Origin of the sequence: Catenibacterium mitsuokai, from assembly GCF_025148785.1 — a bacterium.
Taxonomy (GTDB): Bacteria; Bacillota_I; Bacilli_A; order Erysipelotrichales; family Coprobacillaceae; genus Catenibacterium; species Catenibacterium mitsuoka.
The window spans coordinates 2,064,315-2,079,528 of the sequence record NZ_CP102271.1 but is presented as its reverse complement, the minus strand read 5'-3'; the positions used below and the strand labels follow the sequence as shown (position 1 = coordinate 2,079,528).

Below are 15,214 nucleotides of genomic sequence, written 5' to 3'. Positions count from 1 at the left end.
GTTAATGTGGTCGTTGGACTGCTTGGTAATAAAAGTTCTTACTTAAATAGATTTACACTTGTATTCCAAAGTCTGAAAATGATGTGCGATTATAAGCTAAACTTGACAGTAAGAACACCACGGGCTTGCCCGTGGGAGTAGTCAGAATAGGACCATTAGGAGGATGTAAAAATGACTAAAGTAGTAAAAACAGACAAAGCACCAGGTGCTATTGGACCATATAGCCAGGGAATTGATATTGGTAATATGATCTTCTTCTCAGGACAGATTCCACTAGATCCTGAAACAGGTGTGATGCCAGAAGGTATCGAAGCACAGACTAGACGTGCATTAGACAATGTGAAAGGGTTACTTGAAAGCCAGGGATTAACATTCAAGAACGTTGTAAAAACAACTGTATTCTTAGATAATATCGATGATTTCACAACTATGAATGGTATCTATGCTGAATATTTTGAAGAACCTTATCCAGCAAGAAGTGCTGTAGAAGTAGCTAAATTACCAAAGGGTGCTTTAGTAGAAGTAGAAGTTATTGCAGTAAAATAGGCTTTCTCAATTGAGAAAGTCTTTTTTTGACCCCAAAACCTTGAAAATAATGAGAATTGTGCCATAATCAAAAAGACAACAAAAAAGGAGATTAATATGTTACTCTATTTAAAAACTATTTTGTTTGGTATTGTGGAAGGAATCACTGAATGGTTACCTATCAGCAGTACTGGACATATGATCTTATTAAATGAATTTGTGAAATTAGATGTTTCTAAAGATTTCTATTCTATGTTCCAGGTTGTAATTCAGTTAGGGGCTATTCTTGCAGTAGTCGTTATCTATTGGAATCAGATCTGGCCATTTAAGAAGAATACAAATCCTATGGTAAAAGGTTTCTTTAAATATGTGGATAGAGATATTTTTGACTTATGGCTTAAGATTATCTTTGCATGTATCCCAGCAGCTGTTGTAGGTCTATTATTTGATGATGTATTTGAAGCATTATTCTATAATCCACCTTGTGTAGCACTTGCACTTATTGTCTTTGGTGTCGGCTTTATCGTTATCGAAAATAGAAATGCGAAGCTTAGACCTAAAATTAACTCTTTAAGAGCAATCAATGGCAAGACAGCTTTCTTAATTGGTATGTTCCAGTTAATTGCAGCTATTTTCCCAGGTACATCTCGTTCAGGTGCGACAATCCTTGGTGGATTAATGTTAGGTGTAAGCCGTACAGTCGCTGCTGAATTCACGTTCTTTTTGGCAATCCCAGTTATGTTTGGGGCAAGCTTATTAAAACTCGTTAAGTTTGGTCTCGCATTTACAGCTTCACAGCTTGCAGTATTAGGACTTGGTATGCTTGTTGCCTTTGTATCTTCAATTTTAATCATCAAGTTCTTAATGAGCTATATCAAGAAACATGACTTCAAGGTATTTGGGTGGTACCGTATTGTATTAGGATTATTAGTACTTGCATATTTCTTTATCATCAAGTAAAAAAAACAATGGCGCGCGCCATTGTTTTCTTTTTATCTTTTCTTGATTGTAATACCAATCTTTCTTTCAACCTTTGCAAGTTTCTTTCTTGCGATTCTTCTTGCTTTTTCTGCTCCTGCTTCAAGAACATTATCAAGATAATCACCATTCACAATTTCATTGTAACGGTCCTGGATTCTTTGAAGTTCATCTCCAACTACTTCAGCAAGATCTTTCTTGAATTCGCCATAACCCTTGCCTTCATACATTGTTTCAAGTTCTTCAATAGTTTTACCTGAAATAATAGAATAGATTTCAAGTAGATTAGAAATACCAGGTTTATTTTCTGGGTCAAACTTCACATGTGAATCACTATCAGTCACTGCAGATAAGATTTTCTTCTTAGATACATTAACTGGATCTAATACATAAATACATCCCTTACCATTAGGTGAAGATTTACTCATCTTCTTAGTAGGATCCTGTAAGTCCATAATACGTCCACCTACTTTAGGAATAATAGGTTCAGGAAGCTTGAAAGTATCACTATAACGGCTATTAAAACGTTCTGCAATGTTTCTTGCAAGTTCTACATGCTGTTTCTGGTCTTCTCCTACAGGTACATAATCTGGATCATACATAAGAATATCTGCATTCATTAATGAAGGGTAGTTGAAGATACCGGCACCAATATGTCCGCCTTTTTCTTCTGCTTCAATCTTCTTTGATTTATATTGAGTCATACGTGATAATTCACCCATAGAAACCATACAGCCTAAATACCATCCAAGCTGAGCATGTTCTAAGACATCACTCTGTAAGAATAAAGTTACCTGTTCAGGATCTAATCCTGCCGCAATATATAATGCGATGAGGTCTTTCGTATTCTTTCTTAAATCCTTTGGTTCCTGATAAATAGTCATTGAATGAAGATTTGCGACAAAGATGATCATCTCATATTCATTCTGGAACTCTACAAAAGGCTTAATTGCGCCAATGTAGTTACCTAAAGTAACACGGCCTGTAGGTTTAATACCACTTAACATTCTTTTCATCATTACATCCTCCTAAATAAAAAAGGCACGCCCAAAGGACGTGCCACCAATGTGTAATTGTGCTGGTAACGACAGCAGACGTTTCTAACTCATGCTAGAAAAGCTCCCAGAACCCAATTCATTTCCTATATATGACTCATTTCCACCACCCATGAGCTCTCTATCCATAGTATAAAAAACTACTTATTTCTGTTCATTGCTTCTCTCATTATAATACAAAATTATGTGAATGCAACCAATAAACATATACAATGAATGAAAATGATGTATAATAAACACAAGAAAGAGGTGAAATCATGATTAGAATCTACACTGCACCAAGTTGTGCATCATGCAGAAAAGTCAAAGCATGGCTAAAAGAACATGATATTCCTTATGTAGAAAAGAATATCTTTTCTACAATATTAAGAGAAGATGAATTACGTGAGTTATTAGAACGAAGTGAGAATGGTACAGATGATATCATTTCTAAACGTTCTAAGATCATCAAAGAAAATAAAGTAGACATTGAAGATATGTCTATCAATGAATTGATTCATTTCATTCAGAAGAATCCATCTATCTTAAAACGTCCAATCATGATTGATGAAAGACGTTTCCAGGTAGGTTATAATGCTGAAGAAATTCGCGCATTTATTCCAAGAGAATTAAGAAAACTGGCAGAATGTCAGAAGTTCGACAATTGTCCACAATTCAGTGCGTCTACACTTGTAGAAGATTATCATCGCAGTAATAAAGCAGGCTCATAAGCCTGCTTTTAATGGTGTGCCGGGCATGGCACTGATTCAGTCGGAGATAAACCGACCACAGGTAGTTACCGCCAAGTGTAGTGAACCACAAGCCGATACCATAAAGGTAGGAGTGAAGGAAGTGGTGTAGCAATTCCTTTGAGCGTACGAACAGAAACTTGATATAAGGCTAAATGGTGGATAAGGTTGCCTTACAAACCGAAGTCCTAAAGGTAAACGTAAAACCAAGAGAGTAAATCAAGGCGTTGTGAAGGAAACAGGATTAGTGAATTACCCCGGGAGGCCTCACAGGCAACGAAGTCCAATATCTTTAAAATCAGTGATGGTAAGTTGTGCGACAAAAAGCTCACTGTGAGGAGTCAGCTGAGGTCATAGTAGGTGTCTCACCAACACTAAAGGACCTAATGTTTATATGATGTTACTCATCATAAAGCAATGTCTAGATAGTTCGAAATTGGAATCATTTCATAAATGGAAAACGTAATTTCTGTGGAGATGAAGGAAGAGGGAACAGTTCTAGATAAATCTACGATATGAAAAGGAGAACACAGACATGAGATTAATTGATGAAATACTTAGTGATTCTAACATCGACAGGGCTATTCTACAGGTCAAGAGAAACAAAGGTGTATCTGGAATCGACAAGATGACAGTAGATGAACTTGATGAATATTTCTATAAGTATAGAAGAGAGATTAGATACTCTATACTTAATAAGAAGTATAAGCCCCAATCAGTCAAGAGAGTCTATATCCCAAAGCCTAATGGCAAGAAAAGACCATTAGGTATACCTACAGTAGTGGATAGAGTTATTCAACAGGCTGTTGCACAGATATTGATGAAGAAATTAGATTCTTCATTCAGTGAATTCAGTTATGGATTCAGACCAAGAAAAAGTGCACAGATGGCTGTATTAAAGACTCTAGAATACATCAATGAAGGTTATGACTGGGTTATAGACTTAGATATTGAAGCATACTTTGACACTGTAAATCATGATAAATTAATCTCAATACTTAGAGAAAAGCACGTGAATGACTCAACAACATTACATCTTATTCGCAAATTCATGCAGGCAGGGATTATGGAAGATGGTTTAGTAAAACCTTCGAGAATCGGTGTGCCTCAGGGTGGGTTATGCGGATATCGGCATAACCCACCTTATGTGGACAAAGATATTATGCCGAGTTAATTTGAAATATCCTTTAATAATCATAAGGTTTTCTTTATTTTCTCGGCATAATAATGTTATTTAAAGCTGTTTAGGAAGTCTAATAAATCTTGATCCTTACTCCAATCAACATAATTTTCTTCAATTAATTTCGGTGCCAAATTATTTATGGCTTCATTTTTCTTTCTTGAATCTGCTCTGGCATAAATCATAGTTGTTGAAATATCTTCATGCCCCAGAAAATCTCGAATATAGACAATAGGAATATCAACTGCAAGCATGTGCATTGCTTTACTATGTCTAAACATATGGGGATGAACTTTTGATGGAAAACTAGGATCATTGTTTTTTAAGATTGTTGCATATTTCTGAACTATATATTCTATCCCATCTCTACTCATCTGTTGATTATTTTTATTCTTAATCAAATACTCATTTTTCAATTTAATATCTGAAAAAAATTTAGATATGTACACTTCTAATATCTGATTCATATTCTTAGAAATAGGGACTATGCGTATTTTTGAACCTTTACCATGCAGTTTAACTGTAGGATTATTACCTAAATTGATATCTTCAATTTTTAAATCACATAATTCCTGTACTCTAGCACCTGTATCATATAATAAGCACATGATGATACGATGTCTAATTCCTGTAGATGTATCTGTAGGCGGAAGATTTATCAAGTTATTCATTTGTTCTTCAGTTAGATAATCAACTTGTCTAGTAGTAGTTTTTAATGACTTAACTGATAAGACAGTTTGTAAATAAGCCAGATTTTCAACACTTTCATACTGTGCAAAATTTATAAATGATTTAATCCCTGCTAATCTATGGTTGATAGTAACAGGTGAATTTCCACGATTTTCCAACCACTCAATAAATTCAAGAATAAGTTCTCTATTAATCTGGTGCATCTTAAATTTATTGATGTTCATACTTTTGTGATCTCTTAGAAAGAGAATAAATAATTTCAAAGAATCCTTATAGCTGCTTATAGTATTTTTTGAACAGTTTCGATGAAGAGGTAGATATTCAGTTAAAAACTTGGTTACGAGAACTGCGAAATCAGTTGCTGTCATGTTCTTCAATCGTTTCAATTATATTAGGATAGGAACTTTCAAGCTTTAACTGAATCATCGGAAAAAGTGTAGCTGTCAATTTAAGATAATAGGCTGTTTCATCAAAACTTTCATGACCTAACATTGTTTTCATATATGGCAGATATACCAATAGATTCTTTTCCTCATATACCCATTTCTTTAATAAGTTGACACAATAAGTATGACGAAAGTCATGGACTCGTGGGCCACGTCCATTATGCGATATTCCGGCCTTATCAAGATATCTTCTGAAATTATTGTATACACACTGAAGTGTTAGTGGTTTGCCAGGTAATTTCATAAAGAAATATTCTGATTCATCAGAATCAATATGAATAGTTGATTTTAATTCCTTACATTTTTTTACTAATACAGGATGAATTGGAATTATTCTATCTTTATTATTCTTTCCACTTTTAACTATAAAGTAGCCTTCATCCAAATGAAAGTCCTCAATTTTAGCCAGTCTTAGCTCAGATACACGCAACCCGCTTGTATATAGTATTCTAAAGAATATAGGCATAATAATATGGCGATATGGACATTCAGAAGGAACTGATTGACTCTTATCAACGGCTTTAAAAAATCTTCTTAATTCATCATCGGTGTAGATATGTGCATTATATTTTTGGGGTTTTCTTATCAATCCTTTTGGAGGAACATATACATCAAATCCTAATTCTAATAAATATGAGCATAGTACTCTCATCATTGATATTCTACTTTTTTGATTTGCTTGTGTTTCATACGTCTTTCTTAGACACCATTCATCAACTACTGATTTAGTAATCACTTTTTCTTGTATGTTTTTACCTGCAAGATACTTATCTATTCTTTTTAATGCGAATTCTTCTGTTACGTATTTAAATCCTTGGGCTCTCTTTAAATTGATCAGATCTTGAATTTCATTTTTGAAAATACTATCGAATATCAATGTATTCATCGTCAAACGTCAAATCCAAAACACATTCTTTTAATTTATCAAGATCTGTCTTTAAATAAATAGAAGTTATATCCGTACTAGAATGTCCAAGAATTGATGTGATGACTGGTAATTCGACTCCTGCATCGAGAAGCATAGAAGCTGATGTATGTCTTAGAGAATGAAAGCCCCTGTGACAGTTTTTGTTTAATGGAATCTTCGCCTTTTTCATATAAAAATGAATTCTATCTGACAAATGGTTTTCATCACTTAAACTACCAAAAGGTGGCATATGCTTTAGAAATATAAATTTGGATTCGTAATATTTAGGTCTTCCATTCTTTATATAATCTATTACTGCCCATCCCACTGCATCAGGGATAGGCAATGTTAATGGCTTTTTTGTCTTATGTTGAATGATGCTCAGCTTTTTTTCTTCCCAGTTAAAATTATCAAATTTTAAGTTCTTAATGTCAGAAATACGTAACCCTAAAATACAAGCTAACACTATCATTGCGTAATCCCTTTTTCCAATAGGACTGTTTCTATCAATAGCCTGTAATAATTTTTTGATTTCATCTTCAGTCCATACCGATGGTATCTTAGTCGATTTTGATATAGCTGGCATATGAATAAGAGAAGCAACATCACTTTCTAGCACATTTTCTTCATTTAAATATCTTAAAAAATATCGTAATCCACAGATATGTTGTTCAATCGTTTTAAAAGACATACCAGTAAAAGTTCTTATATAATCATTACATATGGATAAATCAATGTAACTAACATCAGTTATTCCTTTTTGATTGAGATAGTCAAGAAATATTAGAGAAATTCTAATATAATGCTTTTTGGTGGACTTCGACAACTCGGTGTGATCTAGATAATCATTAAAACGAATATGAATATTTAAATAATCACCCTCTAATCTGATTGGATTTTTAGATGCATGATATCGTCTAGTAAGTACACCATGAAGCTTATAATCCTGTAAGATTTGAATCGATCTAATCAACTGCAACTGTTGATCTTTTAATTTGGATTCTTCAAAAGATGAAACAATACCATGAATCTTTTCTAAAAAGATTAAACCTTTATCAATAGAAAAAACATCATCCCCATATTCTGATAAAAGAAAATCATTTAGTTTTTTCCATTCTCTTTTATAAAAGTTTATGGTGGTTGGACTATAGTTATTATCTACTAATAATTTTGTCAATCCACTACAAATTAGTTCTAATCTCATAATCATCACACTTTAAATAGAACTATAATTCTATTTAAAGTGTGATGCATTATGCCGAGAAAATAAAGAAAATTGTATGATTATTAAAGGGTTATCTAAATTAACTCGGCATAATATCTTTGTCCACATAAGGAGGTCCACTCTCACCAATCCTTTCTAACGTTTATTTAGATAAGTTTGACAAGGAACTGGAATATAGAGGACTACGCTTTGTTAGATATGCAGATGACTGCAATATCTTCGTTAAGAGCGAGATGAGTGCAAATAGAGTAATGAAGTCAGTCACTTCATGGCTAGAGAGAAAACTATTTCTTAAAGTCAGCGCTACTAAAACCAAAGTGGTCAGACCACCCGAAAGCAAGTTTCTAGGATTCACCTACCTCCAAAGGAATGGTGAATGGAAATGCAAGCCTTCCAATCAGAGCAAGATGAAAATCTACGATAAATGTAGAAGAGAACTTATAAGAAGGATAGGAATTGCACGCCCTCTTGCAGTTACATTCAAGAGAATCAATCAGATTGTAGTGGGGTGGATTAACTATTATCGAATAGGCGTGATGAAATACTTCATTGACGTCTTTGGTCAATGGCTTCGCCATAAAATCAGAGTAATCATTTTGAAACAGTGGAAAAGACCTAAAACGATTTATAAAAACTTATACAAAATGAATAGGCTATTTTCTTGCCAATTTTCTGATGAACAAATCTTTTCGGTGGCAAACTCTAGACGCGGACTTTATAGCCAGGCCTGTGGTCATGTAATTAATAATATTATTAGTCCCAAATTCTTGGGTAAAAGAATAGGAGATAGACCTGGTCTGATCAATCCCCTTAATTACTATCTAAGTTAGTCTGAAATTATCATATAAATGTAGCGCCGTATACGAGACCCGTACGTACGGTGCAACGGGAGGCACAGAAATAATAGTTAATTAACCTTTTAATATTATTCCTTGTCTACCCTATTACTTAGAACTCTCACAATCTTACTTGCACAGTTTTCTTTATATTGTAGATGATATATCTCACATAATTCCTTGAATTGTTTAAGTCCTGCTTCTTCATCATTGACTTCAAATTCTAATTCATAATCGGTGATTCCATTATAATGATTCTCATCAAGAGATAACATGCCTGAATCAAAAGGAACATCTCTTCTAATAGTAGTTAAAGAATAAGACTGTTTAATAAGACTTAAATCAAAGCCTTTGTCTTTTAATAAGCATGTAATTTCATTATCAGGCATCTGTCCATTTTGAATCATGATGAGATCTTCTTTCGTAATCTCTAGGTTATGTTCCATACGACCATTTGCGGCAGGTGTTTTAAGTGTCATCTCATAATAGCCTTCCTTTTCTCTAATACGAAGACTATAGCGTAATGCACCTAATTCAATACTTGTAAGATAATAGTTTGTCTGACTATAAGTATGCCCTGTAAAATCATTCATCAATTGATGGAAAACCTCCTCAGTAAGCAGCATCTTATATTCTATTTCAAGATTCTTTTCCATAATAACCTCACATTCCTTTCCGCCTGCGGCTCCAAGGCACACATAGAAATGAATAATTCTTGTTTGTGCAGGCATCTTATTTTATATTTTAATTGAAGGAGTCTTACACTACAAAGCACGGCGAGGTGAGTTGTAGATTCTTGCAACTCGTTCAAGTCAAAACAGTATAATAACCAGTGCAAGGCTGATCTTTTCAAGCACACATGAGTATGTCTTTTAAGTCTGCAGATTAATCATTGACTTGAGTTTAATCTTTTAGTGTTGATCAGTCAGTCACTGAGCTCCTTCTCTATATTCTTATAAGGAGCCTTTTATTTATGGAGATTGTTTACCCTAGATCTTGTGGTGTTGACGTGCACAAATCTTTCATTGTTGCTGTTATCTGCATCTCTGAATCCGTCAAACCCAAGTACATTAAAAAAAGATTCTCAACCTTCAATAACCAGCTCATTCAATTCAGGGATTGGCTTATTGAAAACAACTGTCAAAATGTATGCATGGAATCAACCGGCAAGTACTATATCCCTGTATACAATGCATTAGAAGGCCATATTTCTAATGTCGTTGTTGCCAATCCTAAATGGGTCAAGGCTATCAAAGGTGAGAAGGATGACAATAAGGATGCCAAATGGATTGCCGACCTCTTTAAATTCGGTATTGTCAGATCCAGCTATATCCCTGAAAAGGATATCCGCGTCCTCAGGGAATTTACCCGCTATCAGTATAAACTTATCAATATGCGTTCTTCTGAAAAGAATCGTTTCCAAAATGCTTTGACTACTGGAAACTGTAAACTTGATATTGTTTTTTCTGATATCTTTGGTAAATCTGCTTCCGCTATTGTCAATACTATTTTATCAAATGATCCATATACAAGTGAAGATATTCTTTCTAAAGTTCATGCCGGTTGTAAAGCATCTCATGAAGACATCCTGAGTGCTGTTGATGGTATTCAGCTAAATCAGTTTCAAAAGGCTAGAATTAAAATCGTTCAGAAACATATGGACTATCTGGATTCTCTTCTTGATGAAATACAGCACCATATCAACTTGATGGTTGCCAACTACGAAGACTACATACAGCTTCTTTGTACAATACCAGGAATCAATAGAAAATCTGCTATTACCATTATCTCTGAAATCGGCACTGATATGTCTCAATGGTCCTCTCATCGCAAACTTGCTGCATGGGCTGGATTAGCTCCTGGATGTAATGAATCAGCTGGCAAAAAGAAATCGGTTAAAGTTTCAAAAGCTGGCGTTTATCTTAAGCCTTGTCTTGTTCAGGTTGCACATGCTGCCGTAAAAGATAAGGAATGCGAATACTATGCAGACAAATTCAACAAGATATCTAAAAGACGCGGTAAGAAACGAGCTATCATTGCGATTGCGAGAAAAATACTTATTGCTGTCTATCATCTTTTAAAAACAGGTGAAGCATTTAATCCAACAGACATGGCAGATGTTGAAACAACAAAGAAGCAACGAATTGAATACGTTAAAAATAATTTACGAAATGCCTTCAATCAACTCAGCCGCACAGGCTTGTCTGAAGCAGAGATTCTACAACTCATCAGAAAAGAATCTAAGAACTCACCTCAAATAGAATAGCCTTCCATTTGGGGAAAGGGGCTTTATGCACTTTTTTAGGGTAAAATTTGTTTTCTCTTTCAATTTTTATTCAGATTATCTCCTTGTTTTTCTAAAATTATATACTTGTCAAACAACCTCGTCAATACAAGTCATATTGCTTAAAAAGCTAATAGAAAGTATAATAATAACGGTGATGAAAAAATGAAAAGATATGCGATTGTGTCAAAAAAAGATGATGTATCCCGTCATCTTGCAGCTTTAATTAAAGAAGAACTCAAGGAACTGACTTACGATGAAGAACATCCAGAGATAGTGATATCTGTAGGTGGAGATGGGACAATGATCTATTCTATCCATCGTTATGAGCATGTTTTAAATGATGTTTCTTTTGTAGGAATCCATACAGGAACACTTGGATTCTTTACAGATTATTTAAAAGATGAGTATAAACAGCTTGTAGAAGATATTCTTACAAAACAACCAGAGATTTTTGATCGACATCTCTTACGTATTTCTTATAATGGAGAAATCTTTCATGCATTAAATGAAATGCGTATAGAAAATAGTTATCGTTCACAGGTGATTGATATGTATGTGAATGATGAACATATGGAAACATTTAGAGGAAATGGGCTTTGTGTAAGTACACCATCAGGTTCTACAGCATTGAATAAGTCATTAGGAGGTGCAGTGATCAATCCTAGTTTAAGATTGATGCAGGTGACTGAAATAGCGGGTATTCATCATAATGCTTATCGTTCTTTAGGTAGTCCTCTTATTTTAGGAGAAGAGGATGTTGTACGCTTTGAGACAGATTTTAATGAAAATGCGGTTTTAGGCATAGATACAGATATATATGAATTAAAGGATCATGATGTCATAGAAGCACGTCTTTCTAAGCGTGTAGCGCATTTTTGTAATTACCGTCATATATCTTTTGTGAAGAGATTGAGGAAATCATATCTATGATCTTACAATTTGAAATAGATGCACAGCATGTGGATATGCGTTTAGATGAATTCTTCTATTTACATGGTATTTCTAAGAAACTAGTGAAAGATTCTAGGAATCATGGAGAAATATTGGTGAATGGAGAAAAGCGGTATTTGTGTTATAAAACAGTTGAGGGAGATAGTGTTGCGATTGTCTTCCCTAAAGAAACAAGTAATGTGATTCCTGTAGATATCCCTTTGAAGGTTGTTTATGAAGATGATTATTTGATGATCATTGATAAACAGCCCAACCTTGCCTGTATCCCTGTTAAGAAGTACTTAACAGAGTCGTTGGGGAATGCTATTATGTATTACTATAAAGTGAATCATATTGAGAGTGCGATACATCTTGTCAATCGACTTGATAAAGAAACATCAGGACTCATGATGATTGCGAAAAGCCGTTATGTTCATGATGCTTTTTCTCATGATATCAAGCAGGTGAAACGTGTGTATCATGCACTTGTCAAAGGCAATCCAGGGCAGGGAACAGTAAATGCTCCTATTGACCACGCAGAAGGTCATGGGACAAAAAGAGAAGTAAGAGAAGGCGGTAAAGAAGCAATCACCCATTACCGTACTATTAAAACAACTGGAGAGTATTCTCTAGTAGAATGTAAGTTAGAAACAGGACGTACGCATCAGATTCGTGTTCACATGGCTTATTTAGGGTGTCCACTTGTAGGAGATCCACTTTATGGTGAAGGAGAAGGCTTTTATCTAGACAGTGTAGAAATAGCTTTTAGACATCCTATCACACAACAATGTATGACTTTAAAGAAGGTGTTTAACGATGTACGAATTAAAAAAATTAAATCTTAAGCAGTCAGAAAAATATATGACTTATAAATGTAATGAATATGGAAAGCACTATAAGAAGTTCTCTAGAATTATTCCTGTAGTTGTGATTATCACATTAGTGGCTGCTTTTCTTGTTCCATCTCAAGCTAAAGTAATCTATGCTCTTGGGATGGCTATTACTGCTGGCTTATTCTTCATGGTTTATAGCTATTATAAACAGATGGTGAGCTTAAAAGAGGTGCCTACAGTACCTTGTGAATATGTGGTTACACCCGTCAAGTACAATGAAAGAGTCCAGCTTAAGACAACTAAAGGGGATGATCTCTTATTCGCATTTGTAGAAAAGAGTCGCTCTATTTATAAGAACGAAAGAGAAGCACTTATTATCTATGTGCCTGAATCAGGACACATTTATGGTGAACATGTAGCTTTACTTAAAGATATTAAGGGATAAGTATTAAAAAACGGCATACCTCATAAGAGGTATGTCGCTTTTTAATATTGTTTATGTTTTACATCGCGAAGCTTATTCTGATAATCGATATCAATAATAATACCTAATGCGAACATATATGAAAGTAATGAAGATCCACCATATGACAACATTGGTAAAGTGATACCAGTAATAGGAAGTAATCCAAGAATCATTCCAATATTCCATGTCTGCTGGAAGATGAGACAACCAAATGTTCCCATGATAAATGTCTTATCACGAATATTATCACTCTTTAAGCCGATACTTAAGATAATGACATCAAATGCGGCAATTGCAAGTAAGGTGATGAATGCACCTATATAACCAAAATCAGTCGCAATAACAGAGAAGATAAAGTCTGTCTGACCTTCAGGGAAGACTTTGACAACAGCTCTAAAGCCATGTCCAAACCATCCGGCTGTACCATAAGATAACTGCGCAAACCATGACTGTAACCCCTGGTTACCTGTTGTTCCTTCAGGATCTAACCAACCATAAATACGGGATAACTTATGTCCTGAAATAAGAGATGTGAAGATACCATTCTGGTAGATAAATAAATAAGCCAGTCCAAGTACACCGATAAGGCCGATGATAATAATAAATAGGAACCAATTCTTATTCATACCACTTGATAATAATACAAAGAAGACTGCGGCCATAATAATCATCATAACCCCTGAGTCATTCTGTAAATAAATAAGAATAGCAGGTGGTAAAGAAATCTTCATCACTTGGATGATATACTGGATTTCACTATCAGTTGTTTTGACTAAGATACGCTCATTATATTCCTGTGTGATTTTCGCAAGATACATAACCATGATAATCTTCATAAATTCAGAAGGCTGAAAAGTGAAGCCTGGGATGTTATACCAGGAAGTAGCACCATTTGTGAATTTTGCGAGAGGTACTATATGGATATGTAATAGTTTTGTATAGACAAAATGATCTATTGCAAGTCCGATAAGTAATACAATAAAAATCATATAGAGTGTTTTTATATGATTATATAGGGTATCCTGACCAATCTTATAGATGATATAACTTAGAACACCGCCTAATAAATAATATAGAGCCTGCTTTAACCAAAGCATGTAAGGATTTGCGACGTTGGTCATAATTGGTGCAGCACTTGCAACTGCAAGACAACTGATTGCACCAAACAATATAACTAAGGCAATGAGAGGATATTTCTTGAGTGTTTCTTCAAGTTTTTCCATGCGTGCCCTCCTTTTTTCTTTTTACTTTTTTCATTCTTATAGTATACTATATTTTAAAGATACTTCAATAAAAAGGAGTGTGTATAAAGTGTCTAAAAATATGATGATTGGTATTATTGCAGCAGTAGTTGTTGTGCTTATTATTGTTGTGATGATGACTCGTAAAAAGAAAACAAGTAAAGAAGAATGTCCGATTGATGCGGATCTATTAATTAAGGCGTTAGGTGGTAAAGACAATATTACTGCTTTAGAAGCATCACCTTCTAAATTAAAGGCAACTTTAAAGCAGGATAAGGATCTTGATATTGAAACAATTAAAACACTTGGTGCAAGTGGTATTGTAGCAGGTCATTTAACACTAACTATGATCTTTGGTAAAGCATCAAGTGTTATCTGTGAAACAGTTTTAGAAAAAATCAAATAAGAGGTATTCACAATGAAATTTAAGATGGTACATGAAAACTATAACGTTAAGGATCTAGATGCGTCTCTTAAATTCTATGAAGAAGCATTAGGCTTAACTGAAAGAAGACGTATTGTGAGTGAAGATGGAAGTTTCATTATTGTCTATGTTGGTAATGAAACAACTCCATTTGAATTAGAACTCACATGGCTTAAAGATCATCCACAGGCTTATGATATTGGTGAAGAAGAATTCCATTTAGCTTTTCATGTAGATGATTATGAAGGGGCACATGCATTACATGAAAAGATGGGATGTATCTGTTTTGAAAACCCTTCAATGGGCATCTATTTTATCCAGGATCCAGATGGATACTGGCTTGAAATCATACCTGAAAAATAGTCTAGGAAATGCATGCTGCATTTCCTTTTTTTGTGAAAAAATAATTAAAAAATATTTTTATGTAGAAAAAAAAGTTACTAATGTAAGCGCATTATTCCTA

At 34.3% G+C, this 15,214-nt stretch carries 17 protein-coding genes; 11 read left to right on the top strand and 6 right to left on the bottom strand.

Features of this window, described 5'->3' with window-relative positions; translation table 11 throughout:
- Positions 1 to 171 precede the first annotated feature (171 nt).
- Positions 172 to 546, top strand: coding sequence for a RidA family protein (locus NQ499_RS10735; RefSeq protein WP_006504947.1), 375 nt, complete (start codon positions 172 to 174; stop codon positions 544 to 546).
- A 96-nt stretch (positions 547 to 642) separates the two neighbouring features.
- Positions 643 to 1,485, top strand: a complete 843-nt coding sequence (locus NQ499_RS10730) for an undecaprenyl-diphosphate phosphatase (protein ID WP_006504948.1) — start codon at positions 643 to 645, stop codon at positions 1,483 to 1,485.
- 32 nt (positions 1,486 to 1,517) lie between these two features.
- Here NQ499_RS10730 and trpS read toward each other — a convergent pair whose 3' ends face one another.
- Positions 1,518 to 2,519, bottom strand: coding sequence for a tryptophan--tRNA ligase (gene trpS / locus NQ499_RS10725; RefSeq protein ID WP_040389680.1), 1,002 nt, complete (start codon positions 2,517 to 2,519; stop codon positions 1,518 to 1,520).
- A gap of 296 nt (positions 2,520 to 2,815) precedes the next feature.
- Here trpS and spx point away from each other — a divergent pair, with 296 nt between their 5' ends.
- Positions 2,816 to 3,268, top strand: a complete 453-nt coding sequence (spx, locus tag NQ499_RS10720; protein WP_006504950.1) for a transcriptional regulator Spx — start codon at positions 2,816 to 2,818, stop codon at positions 3,266 to 3,268.
- Positions 3,269 to 3,821: 553 nt separating this feature from the next.
- On the top strand, positions 3,822 to 4,460 hold the full coding sequence (locus tag NQ499_RS10715; RefSeq protein WP_259848510.1) for a reverse transcriptase domain-containing protein: 639 nt from the start codon (positions 3,822 to 3,824) through the stop codon (positions 4,458 to 4,460).
- Positions 4,461 to 4,516: 56 nt separating this feature from the next.
- Here NQ499_RS10715 and NQ499_RS10710 read toward each other — a convergent pair whose 3' ends face one another.
- From NQ499_RS10710 to NQ499_RS10700, 3 genes are read right to left on the bottom strand one after another with little or no spacing between them, the layout of a single operon-like run.
- Positions 4,517 to 5,524: a site-specific integrase gene (locus NQ499_RS10710; RefSeq protein WP_006504374.1), complete on the bottom strand. Its 1,008-nt coding sequence runs from the start codon at positions 5,522 to 5,524 to the stop codon at positions 4,517 to 4,519.
- Entirely contained in the window at positions 5,511 to 6,488 is a 978-nt protein-coding gene (locus NQ499_RS10705; protein WP_006504375.1) for a tyrosine-type recombinase/integrase, read from the bottom strand. Before NQ499_RS10705 ends, NQ499_RS10710 begins: the two co-directional genes overlap by 14 nt.
- On the bottom strand, positions 6,466 to 7,713 hold the full coding sequence (locus tag NQ499_RS10700) for a site-specific integrase (protein ID WP_155812551.1): 1,248 nt from the start codon (positions 7,711 to 7,713) through the stop codon (positions 6,466 to 6,468). The genes NQ499_RS10705 and NQ499_RS10700 overlap by 23 nt, the downstream gene beginning before the upstream one ends.
- A 149-nt stretch (positions 7,714 to 7,862) precedes the next feature.
- Here NQ499_RS10700 and NQ499_RS13700 point away from each other — a divergent pair, with 149 nt between their 5' ends.
- Entirely contained in the window at positions 7,863 to 8,564 is a 702-nt protein-coding gene (locus NQ499_RS13700; protein WP_259848822.1) for a group II intron maturase-specific domain-containing protein, read from the top strand.
- A 95-nt stretch (positions 8,565 to 8,659) separates the two neighbouring features.
- Here the strand turns inward: NQ499_RS13700 and NQ499_RS10690 are convergent, their stop codons facing one another.
- Complete coding sequence (locus tag NQ499_RS10690; RefSeq protein WP_259848509.1) at positions 8,660 to 9,226, bottom strand: CYTH domain-containing protein; 567 nt, start codon at positions 9,224 to 9,226, stop codon at positions 8,660 to 8,662.
- Between the two features lie 317 nt (positions 9,227 to 9,543).
- Here NQ499_RS10690 and NQ499_RS10685 point away from each other — a divergent pair, with 317 nt between their 5' ends.
- The 4 genes from NQ499_RS10685 (at position 9,544) to NQ499_RS10670 (ending at position 13,065) form a co-directional block, all read left to right on the top strand.
- Complete coding sequence (locus NQ499_RS10685) at positions 9,544 to 10,836, top strand: IS110 family RNA-guided transposase (RefSeq protein WP_006504659.1); 1,293 nt, start codon at positions 9,544 to 9,546, stop codon at positions 10,834 to 10,836.
- A 183-nt stretch (positions 10,837 to 11,019) separates the two neighbouring features.
- Complete coding sequence (locus NQ499_RS10680; protein ID WP_006507187.1) at positions 11,020 to 11,787, top strand: NAD kinase; 768 nt, start codon at positions 11,020 to 11,022, stop codon at positions 11,785 to 11,787.
- Positions 11,784 to 12,632, top strand: coding sequence for an RluA family pseudouridine synthase (locus NQ499_RS10675; protein ID WP_006507186.1), 849 nt, complete (start codon positions 11,784 to 11,786; stop codon positions 12,630 to 12,632). Before NQ499_RS10680 ends, NQ499_RS10675 begins: the two co-directional genes overlap by 4 nt.
- Positions 12,604 to 13,065, top strand: a complete 462-nt coding sequence (locus tag NQ499_RS10670; protein ID WP_006507185.1) for a hypothetical protein — start codon at positions 12,604 to 12,606, stop codon at positions 13,063 to 13,065. Before NQ499_RS10675 ends, NQ499_RS10670 begins: the two co-directional genes overlap by 29 nt.
- Before the next feature lie 41 nt (positions 13,066 to 13,106).
- On the opposite strand, the gene NQ499_RS10665 is transcribed toward NQ499_RS10670, so the two are convergent.
- Positions 13,107 to 14,309 carry an FtsW/RodA/SpoVE family cell cycle protein gene (locus NQ499_RS10665; RefSeq protein WP_006507183.1) on the bottom strand — a complete coding sequence of 401 codons (1,203 nt, stop codon included), beginning with the start codon at positions 14,307 to 14,309 and terminating at the stop codon, positions 13,107 to 13,109.
- A gap of 88 nt (positions 14,310 to 14,397) precedes the next feature.
- On the opposite strand from NQ499_RS10665, the gene NQ499_RS10660 reads away from it, so the two are divergent.
- Entirely contained in the window at positions 14,398 to 14,733 is a 336-nt protein-coding gene (locus tag NQ499_RS10660) for a PTS transporter subunit EIIB (RefSeq protein WP_050772230.1), read from the top strand.
- 12 nt (positions 14,734 to 14,745) lie between these two features.
- Positions 14,746 to 15,114 carry a VOC family protein gene (locus NQ499_RS10655; protein WP_006507182.1) on the top strand — a complete coding sequence of 123 codons (369 nt, stop codon included), beginning with the start codon at positions 14,746 to 14,748 and terminating at the stop codon, positions 15,112 to 15,114.
- Positions 15,115 to 15,214 lie beyond the last annotated feature (100 nt).